We start from the raw sequence: 22176 nt of genomic DNA on the forward strand, positions 1-22176 counted from the left end.
GGCATAAACCCAAAGATGTTCAGTCGTTCTAGATAAACAGCTAACGCATTAGATTAAGTAAATCATTTCTAAACATACGGTTTTTAAACCCATCAAACAGGGTTTGCTGATGATCAAGTGAGTTGATTTTTTCTTAATAAATAACCATTAACCCCCCTTTAAACCTAGCAATAAGATAATACCTCAGAATTAATCCCGCAGTGACACTGCTATTTCGTTTGCTGATAAGGGTATTCAATGTTTAAATGAATAAACCACTCGCCATATTTGCTTTATTTAACTTAGGGATAAGAGAATGACAAAACGCAAATATCTCAGCCATATTGAAATTGAGAGAATGATCTCCGCCGTCCCGGACGGCGCCAACGGTTGCCGCGATCGCTGTATGCTGTTGATGTGCTTTATTCATGGATTACGCGTCAGCGAACTACGGGGGCTGCGGCTGGAGGATATTGACCTGGCTACCAACCGCTTACACGTATCCCGCCTAAAGAACGGTTTTTCGGTCCAGCATCCTATTCAAATCCGTGAGCGTATCGCGCTGGGCCTTTGGCTGGCAAAACGCCCAAGCTACCTGGAGCCTGATAGCCCCTGGCTGTTTCTTTCTCGCCACGGTGGGCAAATTTCTCGCCAACAACTTTACCGATTAATAAAGTCCTACGGTGAATTAGCCGGTATCGACGTCCAGGTCCATCCCCATATGCTACGTCACTCCTGCGGCTATGCCCTGGCAGATAGAGGGATCGACACCAGACTCATTCAAGATTACCTGGGCCATCGCAACATTCAGAACACCGTTATTTATACTGCCAGCAATGTTGAACGCTTTCGGGTAATACATATTTAACCCAACGCCGGCCACCGTTCCAAACTGGCACCACATTTTTTACTTCGCAAGTGTAGCTAGCTGCGCAACAGCCTATATTCTTACGTTATTATCATAGTCGATCACGATGGGATATCAGGGGCTGGTCTTTATTGCCATAAGCCAAACTTGGCGGAACGACCATCATGATACTGTCGTGATTTGGCATCTTCGAGATCGCCGGTCGGAATATCTATGGATAGCTGATCAGTAACTGGGTGATCGAGGTACTGCTCCGTCAGCTCTGCGGTATGCCCCGCCATACTTGATGGCAGCACGGCGGGGCATCGAGCGATTTCCAGCCATCAATCACAGGCAAACTGCTGGCTAATGTTTTTTCTCAGCGAGAACAACTCGCTGTCGTTTTTAACCTGGAGTTTGCGCATGGCATTACATTTGTGCGCGCTGATGGTCTTGATGCTGCGTTGTTGCAGTTCAGCAATTTCCCGCAGGCTCATCCCGTTGAACAAGAAAGACAGGACATCATTTTCGCAACGGGTAAGATGATGTAAGCTTGAAACATCTTCAGGATCGCTACGCGCCAGATAAGAGCCGATCAACGGGCTCAATACGCGCTCACCGTTAAACACCCGGTGAAAGAACTCCCCGACCAGCGGCAATTCATCCCCACGGGACACCACGCTGATATTGGCCACCTCAAGCAGTTTGCACAGATCCTCCCCTGTCTGGCTACGGGTATAAACAATGACCCGTAACTCAGGCTGCTGCGCACACAAATTAAGTAAAACTTCACGGCACTGCGCGATGGTTTCATTCAGGCCATTGAGTTCAGTGATGAGAATATCGACGGGTTGGTACAGCAACCTTTCGGCCACCGCAGCCATGCTGGTTTCCTGCACGATAATCTCATTGGCGACGTCAAGCGTGCCAATAAAGCAAGACAGCCCAGTAAGTGTGAGCGGGCTGCGATCCATTAACGCCAAGCCAAGCGGCTTTTGTGACAAGGGTTGCATAAACGACTCCTGTATAAATATCTCGTTGATTCCATCCAGAGAATAAGTGCTTAGCGGTATCAAAGGTTAGCGGGCAAACACCGGGCCGGTCTTTGCCATCCACTTGCCCTGCAAATAAAGTTCACCATCATTTTGAAAGCCCAACTTATGCATCGCATTCCGCTTGTGGGTACTAACGGTACGGACATCACGGTGCATCATCAACGCCGCGGTGGTTACGCTTTTGCCGGAAAACAGGTGCGTCAACACATCCAGCTCACGGGACGTCAAGGCTTTGCCAATGGCGGACTGACTGCTCAGCAATTGCCGCACCTTATGGCTATAGCTACGACACCCCGATAAGACCTGCTTTACGCATTGCGCCAGCGCAACGCCAGGCTCCTGCTTGAGCACCAGCCCTTTGATGCCTGATGCCGTCAGCAATTGCAGCACCCGAGGATCGTCAAGAGCAGTACACACGATCATCGCCGTGGTTGGCCAATGCTCCAGGCACTGTGCAATCAGCCTTAAACCATCCAGAACCGACTCTTCTTCACCACACAGTTCCATAATCAATAGCCGGGCCGGGCGGTGGCGCATCAATCCTGGGATTTGCTCCAGATTACTGACCCGTTGTACCTCGTCCGTCAAGCCACAGGACTGGGCCAAAATATTACGCATTCCGAGTGCCGTAATGGGGCAAGATTCCATTACAATCACACCGTCCCCTTTTAACCCATAGGGGCTGGGGGAATGCGCACTCCCTCTCTGATAAGTATGAACTATTGTCATATTGAACCTCCCATTTCTGCTAAATACCCTTTTTTACTTCCTTGATAAATTGGTGTGCAAAAATGTCATTCCCTCTCATATTTATGAGGGCTATCTTTTCTTGTTTTTATTGATCAAACAACATATTGAAAATAAAACCAGCTACCAACATTTAATAAGCCCCAGGCAAATAACTTAACAGACACAGGTAAAGCTAAAGCGGCCATAAAAAAATGGGGCCAGGTTTCCTTATGGCTAGAGGGTATTACTGGTGATTACTGATAGGTGAGTGCCACCTGCACAACACCCTCAATACTGCCTGGGGTTGCACCACCGTTAGTGCTGAAGGCGCGCGCCTTCAGTGGGAAGCTCGCCTTATTGGTAGAGTGATCGACAAGCACGGTCATATCACTGCCGCTGCCCAACCGGCGATTAGCTCCTGATGTACTCCCATCAACCATTTCAATCTGAACAGCACCGGCAGGATTGGCCGCGGCATTTTTATACAAATCCGCGCTTTCATCCGCTGCCGTACCGGTGAATGTCGCAGTAACGTCAGTGGTTGAAACGGGGCAATCACTCAGATCCAGACTAAAACTCTCCCAATCGCTCCCCGCCCCCGCCGTCAGAGTATGTGCCTTGACCTCTCCCAGATCGACATTGACATCGCCCCCCACGGCATCGACCGTACACGGCGAAGCTTTGACCGTACCGGTGATCTTTATGCGTGCATCGACCGCCAGAGCCGAGTAACTGATCCCCATACCACCGAGCGCCAGGCACAATGCAGTCGTTTTAAAAATTGCTTTCATGTCCATAATAAATATCCTTCTCCATTTTAGTTAAACTTACTTTCGCAGAAAGCCCAAGATTTCCGATGCAAACGGGATTATTCCATTTTTACCGTAATAGTCGCGGTTGCCTCAAAATCTCCAACTTTCGGTGCTTTGCCGGTCGTGCTAATAGGGTAGATGTTCAATGTCGTCTGACTATCACTATCGATATTACCCAATCCATTCATTTCCATAGACAGTTTGTCCCCAGGCGAAATAACCTGGGTATTTCCGCCACGTTTCTCTTCAATTCTGATCGCAATATCATCATTATCCGACGTCACCGAACCATTGGTGGTAGTGGTCTTCAGGGCAGTAGGATCATGAGGATTTACCTCGCCCTCAAACAGCAAGCTGATTTTTGCACGCGTCGATAGGTTGGTGCACTCCAGATACAGGGTTTCTTCATGTATCTGGACGGTACTTGGTTTTTGGCCTTTATCTTTAAAATCGGTGGACATAATGCTGCCAAAGGGCACGGTAATCATTGGGTTTTTAAGTTCACACTTTTGCGGCACGGTGATCTTACCGCTCATGCTCACTGATGCCGTTGGCCTGCTCCCCCGGCCTACATTGGGATCCGAATTAATATAGACATCCAAAAGGGGAGAATGAGTTATTGTCGACGTGCCAATAACCGCCTGCCTGAAATAGAGATGAACTAATCCTTGTGCACCACTATCATAGAGTACGCCCTTACAATCCTGAGGCCGGTTAAAAAAACCATTCCCCCTCCATCCGTTGCCGGGGAAAGGCACAGGGAAATACTTATTGACAGCACCGGCAATATACACGTCCATAGCTGCAGAAAAATCATCGCTGCCGCTCAACGAATAAAACTGCCTACTACCGTCCCCATCCGGCAAAGGCGCCCCCCTTGGGACAGCCATAATAAACGACTCTTTCATCCGAGTTTCACTACCGCAGTCGCAGTTGACCAGATACCCGTCCCCCTCGTTCTGCCACACATTTTCGGCCTTATTCACCTCATAAAAAGTCTTGCCAGCCGTGTTCTTATCCGGATGGTCGAACAGCTGATTAAAGGTAAAGTGATAACCCATAGTCGAGCCAGCAGGTTCGCATTGCCCGATGGCTGCCTGCGCCGACGGCAGGATCCCCAACCCCAAGGCGATAACTCCCCCGATTGCTGAATAATGCACTAACGATTTCCATTTATTCATCATTAAAGCCTTTATAAACATTGGCCATTCATCAGACGGATCCCGGCGCTATCTTTTTGCTCCGGCACACTGTAAGACACTCGGCATTGTTGCGACGCGGCGTTGCCCCATTTGACCAGCAACTTGCCGCTACCGGCCATCCCTGAGAGGAATACCTGACCACCGTCACCGACGATGCTACCGTTGTCCCCCCCATTGCTATCGGTTACGGTGGCACCGAACGGTACTGGCGCACCGCCCTGCCTCAACAGGGTCATCAATACCCGCTGACCGACATTAGGTTTGAACTCGGCACGCACGATGGCACCACGGGTTGGGATCACCGTCTGACTGGTTATCGTCATATCGACATCATCTGGCAAAGTAGTGGTGTTTATCGCAATATTGTTTTTGCGATATACCGTGGCATAAGGCACTACGGCATAACCACGCCAGTCGGTAGTCACCCCTGATTGGTTGGCTATATTGACACCCTTGGCTCCCGGTGCTTTCACCAGCACCGCCGTCTCATTCATCTGTTGCGAGAGTGTCAAACCGTCTTCGTGCAAGAGGATCCCGCCCTGTACCCCGTAGTTGAGGCGTTGATCGGAACGGTTATAGCCATACCCCACGTTGACTCTGCCCAAGCCGCCACGATAGCCAAGGCTGCTATTACCGTAAGCCCCGACGCCCTGGCTGGTGTACCCCTGACTGACGTTATAGCTCAGGTTATTACTGGGTAATGCGGTACCGTTAAGGCCGACCGAGTTACTGGTGGTGCCTTTGCGGCTGGTATTCAGGTTGTAGCTTGCATAGCTGTCAGACAGCCTTCCGCCCAATGGCATGCTGATATTAAAGGCGAGAATATGGTCGTCATAGTTGACACGTTCGCCGCTGCTGTCATAACCATCTCTGCTGAAGGTGTAGTTCAGGCCATAGCTGATACTGTTCCAGCTATTGTTATACCCGACGCTCACCGACTGATTACGACGCCGATCGTTCCAGTAATCTTCGCTGTAGAGACTGAGCGACAGTGAACCGGCACCTTCCCATAGCGCCTGGCTCATCGACAGTTCAGCACGACTCTTCTTGTGATTCTGACTTTGTGATGTTTTGCCGCCGGTATAGGTATTTAACGTTTCCTGCAGCGTATAGAACCCCGCCGTAGAGTAACGATAGCTGGCCAAGGTGAAGCTGGTACCCGTTTCGACAAAGTTCTTGCCGTAACGCATACGCCACGACTGGCCGCGCTCTTTGGCAGAAAATTCAGGTTTAGACCAAGCCTGGGTAACATCGGCAGAAAACGCGCCGATAACCCCCATGTTTTGCCCCCAGCCGAAAGCCAGTGCCTGATATTTGCTGGCAGCCTGCACGCCGCCGTAAAGGGTGGCCCCTCTCGGCAAGCCATAGATCGCCGTGCCTTGAGTAAACAGCGTATCATCCACGTTACTGTTGGATGAACGATATTGGCCGCTGGTCAGGCTGTATTTGAAACGCCCTTGCCGCTGTAACACCGGAACGGAAGCAAACGGCACCACTAACCTTTGCTCACTGCCATCGCTCTCTTTAATGCTCACTTGCAGATCGCCGCTGCCCGCCGTCGGATAGAGATCGCTGATTTCAAAGGCCCCAGGTGGCACATAGCTCTGATAAATGACATAGCCGTTCTGGCGAACGGTGACCTGAGCGTTACTGCGGGCAATGCCGCGTACCGTCGGTGCATAACCCCTTAAACTCTCTGGCAGCATGTCATCATCCGAGGCTAACTGACCGCCGCGGAAAGGTACGCTGTCAAACACCTCGCTTTGAGAGGAACTGTCGCCCAGTATCAACTGACTCTTCAGCGCCACGATGTCGCGCTGTAAATAGGTATTGATGGAATCCCAGTGACTTTCACCATCAGAGTCACGATTCCAGGTTGAGTAGTTACGCAGACGCCAGGCGCCGAGGTTGATCCCTGAACGCAGGTTGAGATAATAGCTATTGCTGTCCGAGCTGTTACTGCTTCGTGCCCAGCTGTTGGCACCGCTAAAGTTATAGTTGACCAACAGCGCCGGTATTCCCTGATCCCACTGGTCTGGTGAAACATAGCCACGGACGGACGAGTTCAATGCCGCCTGGGGGATGCTGATATCCAACCGCTGCTGATTAAAACGGAAAGAGGCCGATGCATGGGGAATGATCTGCGCCAGATTAACGCACTGCCCAGAGGCCGGGATAGCGGGGAAGGAGGCGATCTTCACGCCCATTGCCTCCAGCATATCGCTGCTTAGGCAAGGCTGCAGGCTATCCTCACCTGCCGGGCTTCTCTGGAGGGAGAAATCAAGATCCTGGGTATCAATCATCGCCCCATTCAGATAGATATCAACCCGGTACGTACCTGGGGCCTGAGTCTGACCATCTTCAAAAACCGTCAGATCAGCCCCTCGCTGAGACGGATTATCAAGCTCCAGCAGTGCCGGGTTAAAGTAATCGCGGGACTGTGCGCTACCGGACATTCCCATTAACATGGCAACCTGGCATGAGATCAACCACGCCAGCGGGGTACGGTTAAATCCGCGCGAGTCTATACGCTTCGGGTTTTTCATCCATTTAACTCCATTTATCAGCCGCGCCAGCAAATTCCGGCAAGCCGCGTCCCTTCCCTGTACTACCTGTGCAGGGATTAGCTGTATTTAATCTGGTGAATGCCTTATAGATTCCCGATAAACGGTTTAGTAATACCGCCGTAATCGTTAATAACTTCCCAGCTCAATGCCCCACCAGAGCTACCGTTGGGTAGTTCGAAGCGTGCACTGGACTTCGGTGCAACCATGCTGACATTTTTCAGCGGGGTACCATTAAGCTTGACTGAGAAGAGAGTGATAAAATAGGGCGATGCATTGGTCACCTGAACCGCGTTACCGCTACGCTGCCAGGTTAATGTCTTGGCGGCGTCCTCTAACGTACCGGGTAACCCCTGAGGGCGATAAATCAGCTTGATGCGCGTCTTGACCGCAATTTGCAAACTGTTTTCCTGTTTCTTAGCCGAAGGAATAGATTTGATGTTCAGCCAATAGAGAGATTCTTTATCGGTCGGCAAATTCCCCCCGGCACGCACTACGCGTAGGATATTATTCTGCTCACCATCCAAACGGAATAAAGGGGGGGTAATGATAAATGGCACCTTGGAGGTGCCCCCTTCATTTGTGTCAACCCAGGATTGGATGAGATAGGGCACCTTATCTGGGTTATTGATCCCTAGGGAGGCTTCTTTTTTACCACCGTCATAAACCAGGCGCGTTCCGCCGACAATAATGCCCGCCTGTACCTGCGCATCAAAGGTTAGTAACAGCGCTGCGACTATTATGCTCCGCCAGACTTTCATTTCTTATTCACCACTTCGCCCATTGAGAGAAAGGCCAGGGGGTAACTTTCGCTCCCCTGACCAGCCTTATGCCGCCCGTATCAGCCGAGCGGATAAAACTTACTGATAGATAATGGTAAAGTTGCTCACTGCATTAGCCTTGCCAGCAGTTACGGTGGCTGAAGTCGCGTAGTAACGTGCAACAAACCCGAGCACGTTATCATCGGTGCTGCTCAGCGGGTAAACGCTTGAATCCGTGTGCAGGTTAATCACTTTGTTGTTGTTGTCAGCAATCTGAACACCAACACCCGTGGCCACACCCGGCTCTTCGGTCAGCGCCAGAACGGCATCGTTACCCGCGACCTGGATACCATCAAAACGCACTGTCGCCGCCGTAACCGTATCTGGGCAGTTTTGCAGGATCAGGGAGAAATCCTTAGAGGCAGCAGTTACGCCAGCGCCACCTTTGAATGCGCCGACATACACTTTACCCAGAGTAACGGTCTGGTTTTCTGAGTCAGAATGTACGGTACAAGCTTGATCGATGATCTCACCAGAGAAGTTTACTTTGCCGTCTGCAGCGAACGCAGCGGTGGAAAACGCGGAGGCGGCCAGTACAGCCACGGCGAGCAGATTCTTGTTCATATACTACTTTTCCTTTTAAATAATGCACTTCGAATGCGCGCATTTGTTTATTTTTGACATAACCCTATGTCATTCCTTTTTATTTAGTTCATCGACTGAAAACCGCCTCCGCAAATAGCGATGGGGCAGCAATACCTTTCCAGCCAAACGATTCATTTTGAACTAAAGTGACTCCTTTGGTTTAATATGCCAAGGATGGCCATAAAATAAACAACACGTAGTTCAATATTCCAATAATCACGAATATAAAAGGATTATGAACTAGACATAAAACAGACAAATTTTGTGCTTGGATTTTTTTAGGTGTTTGAGTAAGAAAACACTTAAGGCTGGATGAGGGTTTTTTATGGCGGAAATTATCTAAATCGTTGTTATTTAATACATTTATCAATCAAGATGAATTATTGAATAGTTAGTGTTGACATTATTTTTGAGTATCCCTAGAGTATGTTGCAATTTAGTTCAAAGTGACTCATTAGACATATTTCCTCATACTTCAATCACCATACCTCCTTAAACCTTCTGGCATTACTTGCCGTATATAACACCGTATTCTGAATATTCCTATGGCCAAGAAAATCCTGAATCAAACGCGTATCAATTCCCCGGTCTGCCAAGGCAAAACCGCAGCCATGACGCAGCATATGGGGATGTGCATTGACCTCCAGATTGGCTGCCTCACTGTAATTACGAATGAGCCAATAAATACGTTGGCGTGATAAACGAGATCCCCGGTTAGAAAGAAACAACCACTCGCTATCCGCGCCACGGTAATGTTTTCTCTTGGCCATCCAACGCTGTAAACACTTCCGCTCGCGTACATACAAAGGATGAACCGTTGAGAAGCCATTTTTCAATCGATGAATATAAATATTGCCACCTTCAAGATCGATATCTGACAGTCGCCAGCTATTGATTTCACTCACGCGGCAACCATGGATAAAACACATATAAATCAAACAGTAGTCACGTTCTGGGTTCTTGCCTTTCAGCGTTGCCTCTAGCAGTTTCTCCACTTCGGAAGGCGTTAAATGTTTACGACTGGTCATAGTACCTCTTTGACTTTTCACCAAAAGTATGTGGATTTTCCCTCCCTTTTATTTCCACAACAACGCTCAGGAGCATTGCCCCCTATCTTCGGATAACATCCTGGATCCTTAAGTGGAGTATAGCCGATAAGTAATCACGAAACAGCCAGGTCATGGAACAATGCTAATTGCTTATGATCTAACTCAACTTAACTAACAATGAGATTAAAATCAGTAGTTCAGTTCATCTGTAGGTTAATAAAACATCAAGGTTAAATTATGCAACATAATAACAACAGGATGAACGCAAGAAATACAACATATAAACACCTCGATGGGAAATTAAATAATATCCATCCCCAATAACCGAATGGGACGTTAAGTAGAGAGGCGTCCTACAACGGATCCATCAAAGAATCATCCCAAAATAAAAACACATAAAAAAATGACAAACATAAGCTCCACCTATACAAATAGGCGACTCCATCGGAAAATACGCATATGAGTGGATTAAAAATCAAACGGACCTGAATAAATTCGCGGGAATATACGGCAAAAAAAAGGGCACCGATAGACAGTGCCCCAACATAATACAGGAGGTATTAATGCGTTCAGACGGTCAAACCCCCGTCAACGATCAGGCTTTGGCCCGTCATATAACGGCTGTCATCACCGATGAGAAACGCGGTGGTACGCGCCACTTCGCTGGCTTTGCCCAGGCGGCGCAGAGGAATTTGCTTACGCAGCGCCTTCAGCGCCTCCGGCGGAATGGCCCGCGTCATCTCACTTTCGATAATCCCGGGCAGCAGGCAGTTCACCCGGATACCAAAACGGGCCACTTCCAGCGCCAAAGATTTCCCCATGCCGATCATCGCCGCCTTACTGGCCCCATAGGCCGTTTGCCCGGTGTTGCCCTTGATGCCCGTCACCGAAGACATCAGCACCATCGCTCCTTCCCCCTGCGCCATCATGGCGGGCAGCAGGTGGCGGTTCCAGTAGAAGATGGCGTTAAGGTTGGTGTCGATCACCTGCCGCCAGCGCTCACCGGTTTGCTGGATATGCAAATCATCCAGCGTGATCCCGGCGTTATGGATCACCGCATAAGGCGCACCGAGGCGGGCCAGCAACTGCGGAGCCACTAGTTCCACCGCCTGCTCGTCACTGCCGTCACACACGCAGCTTTCCACCCAACCCGGCAAACCCGCGCAGGCTTCAATCACCGCCGCGCTGGCCGACTTGCCGTTACGGCAGGTGAACACCACGTTCCACTGCCTGGCCAACTCTTCCACCAATGCGCGGCCAATTCCCCGGCTTCCTCCGGTCACCAACACCCATGGTTTAGTCATGGGATTACTTTTGCGCATCAGCCAGGTTCTGACAGAGTTCACCCAGCGTCATAGTCGGCTGATTGATGAACATTTCGGCGGTTAGCGTGGCCCCGAACTCGCGTTTGGCCAGCACCATCAGCTCCACATAGTCCAGGCTGTCCAGCTTCAACTGCTGCAGGGGCATCTCTGGCACCAGATCGGCCATCTCGAGATCCTTGGCATCACAAATCATTTCCGTGACGGTGTCGTAAACCTGTTGGTAGTTTTCCATGGTTATATCCCTATGTTAATGATCGGCCAATGGCCATGTTTTTAAGGTGACGGAAGTCGCAAGCAGCGGATGCCGCTGCGTTCTGGCCTCGATCACCGTGCGTAACACCAATCCGCTGCTTTTATTCCCAATAACCAGCATCGGCTGAATGCGGTAGTAGAGCCGGTCTTCGGGTGCAAAAAGCGTTTCGGGGTTGAATAATCGGGCGCTGAAGTGGGTTTCATGATGCGTCTGTACCACGGGGCTCTGGGCAAACACCTCAATCAGCGTGGTGGCCTGCAGTTCCGGCAGCGCCGTCGTCAGCGCCGCCAAGGTTTCCGGGGATTTCACCAGCAGTTGGAACAGCAGGGCGTCAAAGAAACTCCACGCCTGGGTGATCTCCGATGCCTGCCCCGGGAAAGGCTGGCAGAGTGCCATCACCTCGTTAACGGTCAGCGCATGCTCGTGATCGGAAGTCACCAAGTCTAGTGACCTGGCCGGAGCCAGCTTGCTGTTGAAACAGCTTTCCTGCGTAGCGCAATCCCGCAACTCACCGGTGATCTGCTTGCCGTTGCCCGCTATCTGCAAGTGATACGGCGTCTGGCACAGCACCGGCCGGCGCATACGGGTGCTGAAAACATAAAAGTCATGCTCCAGCGGAGTCGCAAGCAACACCGCACTCAGATGACGTTTCACATCCAGCATCGCACGCATCCCGTGAACACTCAGTTGATCGGTTCCCATTTTGCGCACGTGTTGCAGATCAAAGTGGATCGGGTTGTAGTCGCCGGAAAAGGCGGCCCACTCCTCGGCATCGCGCAAGGTGTAGTTGAAGATCATGCTCATTCCTGCCCGATAACCAACGCCGCGTTAGCGCCGCCGAAGCCGAAGCTCAGATTCAAGATGTTCTGTAACCGGGCCGGGCGATGCCCTTCGCTGACGTAATCCAGATCGCACTCCGGATCAGCATTTTTCAGGTGACAGGTGGCGGGTATCAGCTGATGCTGCAACGCTTGCAGACAGATGATGGATTCAAAGCTGCCTGCCGCCGCAATCAGATGCCCGGAGTAAGACTTGGTGCTGGAAAGCGGCGTGCTATAGGCCGCATCACCAAAGGCCAGCTTGATCGCCTGGGTTTCATTCAGATCGTTGAGGGGCGTAGAGGTGCCGTGTGCATTGATATAGTCAATCTCCTCCGCCGTCACCCCGGCCTGCCGCAAGGCGTGCTGGATGGTTTTCACCCGGGCAAGCTTGTCTTCCGCAGGGGCGGTAAAGTCGAAGGCATCAGAGTAATTGCCGTAGCCCCTGATTTCCCCCAGGATGGTTGCCCCACGCGCCAGTGCGGCTTCGCGCTCTTCCAGGCACAACACGGCCGCACCTTCCGAGAGGACAAAACCGTTGCGATCGAGGCTGAACGGACAGCAGGCCTTGCTGATGTCGTCCTGCTCACTCGTCAAAGCACGCAGCACATCGATATTCCAGACGGCAGTGTCGCTGCTTAACGACTCCCCAGCCCCAGCCAGCATCATCGAGGCACGGCCACTGCGGATCACCTCAAACGCATCGCCAATGGCGATCGTCCCGGTGGCGCAGGCCGCAATCGGGCTATTCTGATAGCCGCGCAGGCCCCAGAACAGGCTACAGGCCGCCGTCGCGACATTCGGCATAGACAGGAAACAGCCAAAGGGTGAACCCAGTCCTGCACGCAGAAAGTCCTCATGATTGTTTTGTATTTCATCCTGGCCCGCCCAGCCGCTGCCAATGATGGTGCCGCAGTCCAGCAGATCGTAATAGGCCGCCGGGCTTTCCCCATGGAAGGCCATCTCCATTGCTTCGCGGGCCGCCCCCAAGGCTAACCGGGCAAAGCGTGGCAAACGGCGGCGGATCGCGGCAGGTACCCCTTTCAAGTCAGGTTCGTCGTCTATCACCCCCAAAAAATGCGACTGGATCCCCATGGCAGATTTATCGCAATAGCGATAACCCAAGCGGTAATCCATCATCGCCGCCCAGCTTTGCTCGGTATTCATCCCCAATGGCGTGACCGCACCATAGCCTGTAACCACCACGCGACGTGGCAAAGCATCTCTATTCATGATTTCATCCTGTTATATCACCGTCTTTTTCCACACCGCCGCCCAACGCCAGCCACAGCTTCATGGTGGCATTGAGGTAGTTGTACTGCAGATCTGACAAATTGCTTTCAATGGTCAATAACGCATCCTCGGCATCCAGCAAGATCTGGAGAGAGACCGCACCGGCCTGATACTGGCTGTTGGCCAGCGCCAAACGCTGCTGACCAAGCCGCAGGTTGCGTTGTTGATTGATTTTTTGCTGTTGATAGCTAAGCCGTTGCGACATGGCGTTATCCACGTCGGCCAACGCGTTGTAGACCTGGCTGCGGAAAGTGATCCCCGCCTGCTTGACGTCCAAATCGGCTATTTCGATGGTCAGTTGCACGGTATTCCAGTTCAGGAAGGGTAAAGCAACGCTGCTCCCCAAGCTTCTGCTCGGGTTGCTGAACCACTGCTGGAAAATCGTGCTGCCCGCATTAAGTGAAGCACTCAGCGAAAGCGTAGGATAAAAGTTCAAACGCTCCACATCCGACCCTGCCAGCGCAGCACGCAAGTTCTTTTCTGCCGCCTGCACATCAGGCCGACGAGCAATGACGTCTACCGGCAAAGCGCTCGCTACCGGCACTTCCTGATTGATATCAAGGGAGCGGCGTTCGGCCTGATGATCGGTGGGCGAACGGTTGAACAGGATCGCCAGCGCATTACGGTTCTCTTCCCGCTGCTGTTGCAGCGTGCGGTAGGTGTTCTCACGATTGATCAGCGATTGCTGCGCCTGTTGCAGGTCGAGTTGCCCGGCGGCACCGGCGTCATAACGGGATTGCACCATAGCAAGCGTCTGTTGGCCGATTTCCAGCCCCGCCTGCTGTTGCTTGATTTGCTGATTAAGGTTGGCGATCTGCCAATAATACTGTGCCGTGTTGCCGATCAGCGTCAGCGCAGCGTTTTGCCGATCCTGTTCCTTGGCCTCAGCCTGCCACTGCGCCTGCTCCCTGGTTCGCGCCAGTTTGCCCCACAAATCTAATTCATAGCTTAGCTCCAGCCCACTGCTGTAAGACTCTGTGGAGTTCGTATTCTGGCGTAGATTCTTGCTATTACTGACCCCGCCGTTTGCCGTCGCGGTTGGCGTCAGGTTGGTATTCTTCAGCCCGGCCGCCAGCCTCGCCTGCTGGAGTTGCAGCCCGGCAATGGCCAGATCGTTGTTGCTGGTCAGCACCCGCCCAATCAGCACGGAGAGCTGAGGATCGTCGAAGTTATCCCACCAATGCTCGGTGTGTTGCAGAAAATCGCTTCCGGTCTGCTGCATCCGCCACTCAGCAGGTACTGACAGCATTGGCCGCTGATAGTCGCTTTTCGTCAAGGAGCCACAGCCGCTCAGCAGCAGGGGCAACAGTAGTAGAGGGAGTTTGTTCATCATCATTCGCGCGCCAACGCCTCCGTTGGATGCAGACGCGCCGCGTTGCGCGCCGGGAAAAAGCCAAAACCCAGGCCGATCAACGCTGAGAAGCCACAGGCCAGCACCAGCGGCGGCCAGGTAAAAATCATGGTGAACTCCTGCGTCACCAGGGAGAAAATCACCCCGGCCAACCCGGAGCCAATAACGCCGATCAACCCGCCCAGCGAGCAGATCACCATCGCCTCAATCAGGAACTGGCGCATGATGTCCGCAGGCCGCGCACCGACCGAAAGGCGTATGCCAATCTCGTGGGTACGTTCGGTGACCGACACCAGCATGATGTTCATCACGCCAACCCCGCCCACCAGCAGCGAAATCCCGGCAATGGCGGTGATCAGCAGCGTCATGGAATCCGAGGCTTTACGGATGGCCTTGGTCATCTGGTCATTGGTCTGGGTGAAAAAGTCGCGCCGGCCATGCGCCTGCTCCAACAGCCGTTCGACGCGCCCCTGCACTTCAATAAGCGAGGTCCCTTCATGCACACGCAGCATAATCGACTCGATCGGCATATCGCCGGACATGCGCTCCAGCACCGCGGTATAAGGCATCCAGGCGCCCAGCATCATGCCGCTGTATTTGCCGCCTTTACGTTCGGCAACGCCGATCACCCGGTAAGGCGTACCCGCAAGCTGGACGATCCCACCTTCAGCCACTTCATCCAGCTCAAACAGTGTGTCGCGTAATTCCGGATCGATGATTACCACCGGTTCACGCTCATCCAGATCGCGCCGGGTAAAACCGTTGCCGGAAAGGAAATTCAGGCCCTGCACACGAAAATAGGCGTTGCTGATACCGGAAATCGAAGCCATCGCCTCTTTGCCACCGCGCACTGCGGCCACGGTATTGCTGACCACCGGCGACACGCTGTCGACATAAGGCTGGAGCTCCAGCAGCTCAACATCAACCACCGTCAGCGAGCGGGCGAGGTCCGGACGCGGTTTATCCCACCCCAGGCCGGGGCGAACATCTAACGTGCTGGTGCCCAATTGGCTAATTTCATTGAGTATATTTTGCCGAGCACCCTCACCCACCGCCATTGACGACACCACGGAAGAGACGCCGATAATGATGCCCAACATCGACAAAAAGGCCCTTGCGCGGTGCCCCAGCAACGCACGCCAGGCCATCTTGACCGCCTCTTGCACGCTCGGCCAAAACGGGTTGCGCCCGGTAGCCGCGGCAACCGGCAGCGCAGGTTTGGTTTCCTGTAGGGCTTCCGCCTCATTACGCTGGTCGGCCACGATCTCACCGTCGCTGATTTCGATGATACGCTGCGCCTGATTGGCCACGTCCCGATCGTGGGTGACGATAATGATGGTATGCCCCGAACGGTGCAGGGAGTGCAGGATCCCCATCAGTTCCTGACCACTGGCACGGTCGAGCGCACCAGTCGGTTCATCGGCCAGAATAATTTCCGCCCCGTTCATCAACGCCCGGGCAATACTGACGCGCTGCTGTTGCCCACCGGAAAGCTGCGCGGGTTTGTAGTTCATCCGCTGCTGCAACCCAAGCCGGGTCAACAGATATTCGGCCCGCGTCTGGCGTTCCGCCGCAGGCATAGCGGTATACAGGGCGGGAATGGCGACGTTTTCGGCAGCACTTAGATAAGGCATCAGGTGATAGCGCTGGAAAATAAACCCGATGTACTGACTGCGTAGCTGGGCCAACTGCTCACTGCTGGCAAGCTGGGTGGAGATACCTTTGATCTGCATCTCACCTTCGGTGGGTTTATCCAGGCAGCCGATGATATTCATCAGCGTGGATTTCCCCGAGCCGGACGCGCCAACGATCGCTACCATTTCGCCACGCTGAATGGAGAGGGTGATATTTTTCAGCACTGCCACGGTCTGTAAACCGGAGAAAAAATGGCGGGAGATACCGCTCAGTGCGATCAAGGGAGGGCATGGCTTAACCATTGCTAGCACTCCCGGCGACATGCTGCGCCAAGACTACGCGGTCGCCCTCTTTCAGCCCCTCTTTCACTTCGGCAAATTGGCGGTCGTTCAGGCCGATGCGGATCCAGCGTGTTTCAAGCTGTTTACCGTTCATCACCTGTACCTGATAGCGATCGTGCCCCTGTTGTTCACCAAAGGCGGCCACCGGCACGCGCAGGGCATTTCTCACCTGTTCAGTGATAATAAAGACCTGGGCGGTCATCGAGGTGCGCAACAGACGTTTGCTGTTAGCAATGGCAAACACGCCGCTGTAATACACCGCCGAGGCTTGCTGATTGGCAGAGCCTGACGAGTTGTCTTCCTGCAAGGCTTCGTTCGGAGCTTCCTGGATCGAGCCCATCACGCTGTCGTAGCGCTGTTTTGGATCGGCAACAACGTAGAACCACAGCGGTTGCCCCACGCGCACCTTCAGGATATCGGTCTCCGAAATACGGGTGTGCACCGTCATGGTGTCCACATCCGCCAACACCAGAATGGTCGGGACGGTTTGTGACGACACGATGGTCTGCCCTTCTTTAGTGACGATCCCTAGCACTTCACCGTCGATCGGCGCGACGATGCGGGTGAAGCCAAGATTGGCTTTCGCGGTTTGCTGCTCCATCTGCGCCTGAACGATCTGCGCATCGTTGACCTTCAACTGGGCAAGCTGGGTTTGGAACTGCGCCTGCGCCTTCTCCAGATCGCTTTTCACACCCGAACCATCGCGATCCAGCTTCATCTGACGCTTCAACTCCTGCTGATACTGCTTGAGCGTTGCCTGGGTGACCTGTTTCTGCGCCTGAGCGCTTTGCAAGGCAGCCTCCGATTTACGCAACTCATTCTGTTGCAAGGTCGGATCGATCTCCGCCAGCAGTTGCCCTCGGGTGACGCGATCGCCCTGCTTCACATACAGCTTTTGCAATTGTCCGTTAACCTGCGCACCGACGCTGACCTGCAGAGCCGGTTTGAGGATACCGGTGGCCAAGACGGTTTTCTCAATATCGCCACGGGCGATCTCTTCGATGTCATAGGTATTATTCTGCGTAGGCCCAACGATGAACCAGGCGATCGTGCCGATCAACACCACCTGGCACAGCAAGGCAATCGGCACTAGCCTGCGTTTATCCATGCCAAACATTTGCAACTTCATTAACTCACCGCCGTGGTTAACGCCGCTGGCGCTTCAAGCTCCGTGGCAACGCTCACCACATGGCCGTTGTTCACGCGGTATACCCGATCGAACATCGGTAATACGCTTTCGCTGTGCGTCACGGTGATCAACGTTTTATGCTGCTCGCGGCAATGTGCCAGCAAGGTGGTCATCACCTGGTGCGCAGTTTCCTCATCCAGGTTGGCCGTAGGCTCATCGAGTACCAGCACCGGACGATCGCTGTACATAGCTCGCGCCAGCAGCAGACGCTGGCGTTGCCCCAGAGATAGCCCTGCATGGCTTTCGCGGATCAGGGCATTCAACCCCCCCGGCAGTTTTTCTATCACCAAGCTCAGATTCAGCCCTGCAAGGGAGCGCTCGATCTGCCGATGTTTGCGCTCATCGAACTCCTCATCAAACAGGGTGATATTTTGCAGCACCGAGGCATTGAACAAGATGTCCTCCTGGCTTTGCAGGAAGAACAACGCGTGCACCTGCTGATAATCGAGCGGCTGGCCATCAACAATCACCTGCCCCTGCTGGGGGGGCATCAGGCCGGTCATCACCTTCAGCAAGGTGCTTTTTCCCGCACCCGACTCACCCACAATGGCAATGCTTTTCCCCGGTTTGAGCGACAGGGAAAGGTCGTGCAATACCGGTTGCTGGGCGTCATAGGCAAAGGCGATATTTTTATAACGTAACTGCGAAGTGAATTTTGGGATGGGGGCAGGTAGCGCATCCTCCGCCCTATCCTGTTCAGACCGCGACGGGAACAAGTCTCTGGCTCGGGTATCGATCACGTGCAGTTGGTTCTTTTGCAGGACGGAGTAGAAAATCTTGGTGATATAAGAGGTAAAGATTTCACGCACAAAACTGTAGGCAAAGAACTCACCCAGCGTGATAGTGCCGTTTTTCAGCAACGGCAACGCCAGCAACATAAAGAACACCATCTCCAGGCTACCGATCAACTGATACAGGCTGCTTTTGACCTGCTCGTACATCTTCTGCTGCTGGCGACAGGTAAACAGCGCCAGAGCAAACTTGGCGAACATCCCTTTACGCTGGCTGTCCAACCCAGCGGACTTGATGGTGGAGAATCCTTGAATACTCTCCAGAATAAAGTCGCTCTGCTCGGCGGTTTTTACCTGCAACTGCTGGGTGTAGAAACGGTCACGATAGATGGCCCAAACGCTGACCAACCCCATCAGGGTGACCCCCACACCAGACACCATGGCCAGCAGCGGGCTCATGTAGCACATCACCGCCAGTGCGATAGCGCCGATGATCCAATCGGTACGCAGGCCGTTATCCAGTTCGATTTTAGTCCCCGACGCCATCTGCCAGTTGGAAAAACGGCTGAAGACTTCGCCCGGTGCGCGTTTATCAAAGAAGTTCAGCGAATTGCTGAGCAAGCGCGAGAATCCAGCCACGCTGTTGATCACCACAAAGCGTTTGATAAAGCGCTCGGTGATCCAACGCACGCCGAAGGCCAGCGTGGTCGAAACGACAAATGCCAACAGGAAGTAGAAGTAAGGGAAGTCGGTTTCACCTGCGCTGGAAAAAACCTGATTGATGGCGCTGCTGACCATCGTCGGCATGATAAACAGCGTTAACGAGATCAGAAACGCCAGTATCATCAGCCGGTAAATACCGGGGATACGCGCGGTTTCTTTCAGGCTCATGGTATCGGACGCACTGAAGCGTTTACTGGGCTTAACATTGGCCAACGCCTGAGGGTCAGGCTGGGCTTCACTGTCCAGTACCAACGCATATCCGCTGATTTCCATTTTTAGCGCATCAATCGGCAACAGTTGCTGGCCAATGCCTGGGTTCATCACGCAAACGTGATTACCTTTACGGTAGGCCAACACCACATAATGGCTCGCCCCATAATGTAAAATGGCAGGCAGCGGTATTTCCGCCAGTTCACCGTGCTCGAAGGCAACGGGATAGGCGGGCATCGCCAGCTCGGCCATAATGTCGCACAGCGTGGCCAACGAAGTGCCGTGCTGCGAGGCGGGATAGCGCTCACGCAGGCTTTCCAATGGCGCACTGATGCCCTGCGTTTCCGCCATCATGGCGATGCAGGCCAGTCCACATTCATTCGTTTCGCCTTGAAACACCAGCGCCGGGATTATCTTTTCCATGATCTGACTTCTTCAATTTCCAGGTTATTCATTGATAAAAAATAACGAATGTGAGTGCCATAACAGCCAATCTTCAGGGTGCCTGACGATCGACGTTTCAATCAGTTCCGGCAGTTTGGCTTTCAGGTTGCAGGCCGCTATCGGCGGATAGATGTGGATCTTTATTCCCTGGTCGTAATACAGGTAATAAGAGACCACCTGCGCAGACAAGGCTCTGGCGATTCGAATAACGCCGCTGTGCAGGTTGGCCGGGCGATCAAACAGGCGACAACGGAGCTTCGCCGTTTTTGCCTCATTGGTATTGACGGTGTAATCCGGTGAGATATCAGGGAAAATCATGATATTGCGTTGATGATCGGCCGCCGCCATAATCGCGCTCGTCAAATTGCCAGCAATCGCCCGGTTATCGTCATGGATAGAGCAGTAAGACAGGTTAATTCCCGCTTGCTGTCGCGTTCTTTCCTGATAGACCTCTGCACTGGCAGAAACCACCACCGTTGCCTGCCCTGGAAAAACCCCGGCCCCTACCATGCCAGCCAGCACGTCAGAGACCATATGCAGCGGTGCAAGCACCACCGGTTGCCCTGCTCGGTGCAAGGGTTCGACTACCGCGTTGAGCTGTACCTGACAGTGTTCCAACTGGGCCAGGAGCTGGGCATTACCGGCATAGGCAGCGGCCATATCCAGCAAGCGACGCCGCTGACTGATCTTGGCAAAATCCACCTTGCGGCCATCGTTAATCAGGCATTGCTTATTGGCTGCAGCCACAAAAGCACGCCTGCGCTCCCCCCTGTTACTCAACCGCAGCCAGCGGCTAAGCGCCGCCAGCCAAAGAAACCAACGATAATCACCATGCCGCAGCAACCAGCAAACGCTCTTGTTCTGTGCTCTGCGCAACGGCAAAAAACCCCGCGCGACTTTTGCCAGGGTATCTCTCCATGCCAGGTAAACCCACACGGCAAAGAAACGCATTATTGCTCCAGCGGTTTATCATGCTGCAGCAGCGACAGCAGGTGATCGGCAAACTCAGGGAAATCGCGATCCTGCAGGGCCAGCCACTTCTTGTTGACGATAAAGGTTGGGGTCGCGTTGATTTTGTAGTGTTCGGACACGGTGGTCATATAGCTCAGCAACTCTGCGACCTGCGGAGTTTGACTGGCAGCCTGATAAGCCGCGAGGTCGATACCGTTCTCCGCCAACCAGCTATCACGATGTTGAGGATGACTCAGATCGCTTTTTTGTTTGATGACGGCGTTATAGGCGCTTTCACGGTGCTGCGGTTCAATACCCATCACCGTCAAGGTGGCAAATAATGGGGCGAAACTTGCCAGGCCATTGCTCTGTGCATTATTGAGATGCAGGCGGACCAGTTTTGTACCTGCTGGCATACGCGCCTCCAGCTTGGCAATATTCTCTTCGTTTATGGCACAGTAGTGGCAGCCGTAAGAGAATATCTCGACGATGGTATTACCCTCTTTGATCGGGCTATTTTTTATTTTGTTATCGCTGACGGCAACCAGAGCTTGCTGTTCGATGCCCTGATTCAATACAAAATAGTGGAAATAGGCCGTCGTGATCAACGAGGAAATAACGATGATCGCCAAGGTGTAAATGAGAAGCAGCAGGGGTCTTTTGAACATAAACCGTACATCCTAAAAAAGGCACACCAATGAGATCTTATAACGGAGGGATAGCCATTTTTATTTAGCACGTAGCGCCGTCGGCAAGCCAACAGCCATTACATCCCTGTCCATCAATAAGCCCTATTTTCAAACAGGCCGATGCAAAAATCCTATTGCATCAGCCCCAAATTATATCCTGAAACTCAGGAAGCGCTTACGGCCGGCCAGCCGGGCAGTTAGCAGGATCAACAGAGGAGCTAGTCTGACTCACAATTCGGCCATTCTTATCCAGGCAAGTTCTGACGACATAGCAAGCACCACCAGCGCCACCCACATACTCAACAGCACAGACTCTTTTACATTTACCACCAACAATTGCACCTGCATCTATGGTATTAACTTTTTTCACAGTATCGTCCTTTTTATAAAAGTGAAACAAAAACAGCCCGAGTAACGTCTATCATCAGTGATAGAGTAATCCTACGCTTGATATAAAGGTACGATTAGCCATACCTTTATTAAAGCGCAGAAGATAAGTCAAACTGAGTTATTTCGTTCTTTCAAAAGAGTTATGACCCAAGGATAGCCCGACGTTTAAAGCAGATCAATAATAATTTTT

The 22176-nt window shown here is 52.6% G+C and carries 20 protein-coding genes; 1 reads left to right on the top strand and 19 read right to left on the bottom strand.

From position 1 onward, the window contains the following. Positions 1-295 precede the first annotated feature (295 nt). Entirely contained in the window at positions 296-847 is a 552-nt protein-coding gene (locus tag IMQ33_RS24390) for a tyrosine-type DNA invertase (RefSeq protein WP_161738722.1), read from the top strand. A 323-nt stretch (positions 848-1170) separates the two neighbouring features. Here IMQ33_RS24390 and IMQ33_RS24395 read toward each other — a convergent pair whose 3' ends face one another. From IMQ33_RS24395 to IMQ33_RS24485, 19 genes are all read right to left on the bottom strand, one after another. Then, positions 1171-1839 (bottom strand): response regulator transcription factor, encoded by a 669-nt coding sequence (locus tag IMQ33_RS24395; protein WP_065684132.1) that lies wholly within the window; start codon positions 1837-1839, stop codon positions 1171-1173. A 66-nt stretch (positions 1840-1905) separates the two neighbouring features. Further along, positions 1906-2499, bottom strand: coding sequence for a response regulator transcription factor (locus IMQ33_RS24400; protein WP_021179842.1), 594 nt, complete (start codon positions 2497-2499; stop codon positions 1906-1908). Positions 2500-2864: 365 nt separating this feature from the next. Continuing rightward, on the bottom strand, positions 2865-3407 hold the full coding sequence (locus IMQ33_RS24405; protein WP_098929900.1) for a fimbrial protein: 543 nt from the start codon (positions 3405-3407) through the stop codon (positions 2865-2867). 71 nt (positions 3408-3478) lie between these two features. Beyond that, the gene (locus IMQ33_RS24410) at positions 3479-4624 is read right to left on the bottom strand and encodes a fimbrial protein (protein WP_065684130.1); all 1146 of its coding nucleotides are present in this window, start codon (positions 4622-4624) and stop codon (positions 3479-3481) included. Beyond that, positions 4615-7170 (bottom strand): fimbria/pilus outer membrane usher protein, encoded by a 2556-nt coding sequence (locus tag IMQ33_RS24415; RefSeq protein ID WP_196062817.1) that lies wholly within the window; start codon positions 7168-7170, stop codon positions 4615-4617. Before IMQ33_RS24415 ends, IMQ33_RS24410 begins: the two co-directional genes overlap by 10 nt. A 104-nt stretch (positions 7171-7274) precedes the next feature. Further along, positions 7275-7949 (bottom strand): molecular chaperone, encoded by a 675-nt coding sequence (locus IMQ33_RS24420; RefSeq protein ID WP_161738724.1) that lies wholly within the window; start codon positions 7947-7949, stop codon positions 7275-7277. A gap of 99 nt (positions 7950-8048) precedes the next feature. Next, positions 8049-8573, bottom strand: coding sequence for a fimbrial protein (locus IMQ33_RS24425; RefSeq protein ID WP_074031379.1), 525 nt, complete (start codon positions 8571-8573; stop codon positions 8049-8051). Between the two features lie 500 nt (positions 8574-9073). Then, the gene (locus IMQ33_RS24430) at positions 9074-9622 is read right to left on the bottom strand and encodes a tyrosine-type DNA invertase (RefSeq protein ID WP_021179836.1); all 549 of its coding nucleotides are present in this window, start codon (positions 9620-9622) and stop codon (positions 9074-9076) included. A 590-nt stretch (positions 9623-10212) separates the two neighbouring features. Next, complete coding sequence (locus IMQ33_RS24435) at positions 10213-10947, bottom strand: SDR family NAD(P)-dependent oxidoreductase (RefSeq protein ID WP_196062818.1); 735 nt, start codon at positions 10945-10947, stop codon at positions 10213-10215. 4 nt (positions 10948-10951) lie between these two features. Beyond that, positions 10952-11200: an acyl carrier protein gene (locus IMQ33_RS24440; RefSeq protein ID WP_065684124.1), complete on the bottom strand. Its 249-nt coding sequence runs from the start codon at positions 11198-11200 to the stop codon at positions 10952-10954. Between the two features lie 15 nt (positions 11201-11215). Next, positions 11216-12019 (bottom strand): MaoC/PaaZ C-terminal domain-containing protein, encoded by an 804-nt coding sequence (locus IMQ33_RS24445; protein ID WP_196062819.1) that lies wholly within the window; start codon positions 12017-12019, stop codon positions 11216-11218. Positions 12020-12021: 2 nt separating this feature from the next. Beyond that, on the bottom strand, positions 12022-13272 hold the full coding sequence (locus IMQ33_RS24450) for a beta-ketoacyl synthase (protein ID WP_196062820.1): 1251 nt from the start codon (positions 13270-13272) through the stop codon (positions 12022-12024). A gap of 4 nt (positions 13273-13276) precedes the next feature. Beyond that, positions 13277-14668, bottom strand: coding sequence for an efflux transporter outer membrane subunit (locus IMQ33_RS24455; protein ID WP_230326838.1), 1392 nt, complete (start codon positions 14666-14668; stop codon positions 13277-13279). Further along, positions 14665-16620, bottom strand: a complete 1956-nt coding sequence (locus IMQ33_RS24460; protein ID WP_230326839.1) for an ABC transporter permease — start codon at positions 16618-16620, stop codon at positions 14665-14667. The genes IMQ33_RS24455 and IMQ33_RS24460 overlap by 4 nt, the downstream gene beginning before the upstream one ends. Continuing rightward, positions 16613-17788: an efflux RND transporter periplasmic adaptor subunit gene (locus tag IMQ33_RS24465; protein WP_196062822.1), complete on the bottom strand. Its 1176-nt coding sequence runs from the start codon at positions 17786-17788 to the stop codon at positions 16613-16615. The genes IMQ33_RS24460 and IMQ33_RS24465 overlap by 8 nt, the downstream gene beginning before the upstream one ends. After that, complete coding sequence (locus tag IMQ33_RS24470; protein ID WP_196062823.1) at positions 17788-19935, bottom strand: peptidase domain-containing ABC transporter; 2148 nt, start codon at positions 19933-19935, stop codon at positions 17788-17790. The genes IMQ33_RS24465 and IMQ33_RS24470 overlap by 1 nt, the downstream gene beginning before the upstream one ends. Before the next feature lie 24 nt (positions 19936-19959). After that, complete coding sequence (locus IMQ33_RS24475) at positions 19960-20907, bottom strand: ABC transporter (protein WP_196062824.1); 948 nt, start codon at positions 20905-20907, stop codon at positions 19960-19962. Then, positions 20907-21575: a DsbA family protein gene (locus IMQ33_RS24480; protein ID WP_196062825.1), complete on the bottom strand. Its 669-nt coding sequence runs from the start codon at positions 21573-21575 to the stop codon at positions 20907-20909. The genes IMQ33_RS24475 and IMQ33_RS24480 overlap by 1 nt, the downstream gene beginning before the upstream one ends. 196 nt (positions 21576-21771) lie before the next feature. Further along, the gene (locus IMQ33_RS24485; protein ID WP_186529100.1) at positions 21772-21966 is read right to left on the bottom strand and encodes a DUF4762 family protein; all 195 of its coding nucleotides are present in this window, start codon (positions 21964-21966) and stop codon (positions 21772-21774) included. Positions 21967-22176 lie beyond the last annotated feature (210 nt).

Source organism: Serratia sp. Res13-Sevr-LER1-36-b, assembly GCF_015673035.1.
GTDB lineage: Bacteria > Pseudomonadota > Gammaproteobacteria > Enterobacterales > Enterobacteriaceae > Chania > Chania fonticola_C.